Below are 419 nucleotides of genomic sequence, written 5' to 3' on the forward strand. Positions count from 1 at the left end.
CTCCTACCTGCTGGAATTCTCGTACAAAAAGGTGCACATCGACGAACAAACGGACGGCTATCTCCGTATGAACGCAACTGACTGCTACCATGGCCTGCCTGGTGAGCAGAGCGATCCAATGGAAGCGCCTTTACCGTACAGGATGGGAATCTACGCCGACTGGTTCTTGTCGGCCTACTACATGTTTTCGGACTCTGCCCAAGTTGCTTCATGGCAATCTTGATGTTGCCATGCTGCAGCCTGGAATACCCCACTATCACCTGCGTCAGAAAACAGCTAGTAAGCAGCCCAGACAGAAGCAAACGCCTCCGTGCCCATAAACCCCTAGTTAAAACAAAGGGCCGCCGCACGCAATAACAGGGACTTTTTTGGCTCCGACTCGCTTAGGGTCCACGGTGACGGTGACGCATAATTTCTTT

1 protein-coding gene is annotated in these 419 nt (G+C 52.3%); it reads left to right on the forward strand.

Translation table 11 applies throughout. The features are described 5' to 3' along the window. The coding region (locus ACQRCA_RS08485; protein ID WP_427719899.1) for a hypothetical protein at nucleotides 1–223 on the forward strand (223 nt) is incomplete at its 5' end. Nucleotides 224–419 lie beyond the last annotated feature (196 nt).

Origin of the sequence: Collinsella sp. SGI.095 (assembly GCF_050314535.1) — a bacterium.
In the GTDB taxonomy this organism is placed as follows: Bacteria; Actinomycetota; Coriobacteriia; order Coriobacteriales; family Coriobacteriaceae; genus Collinsella.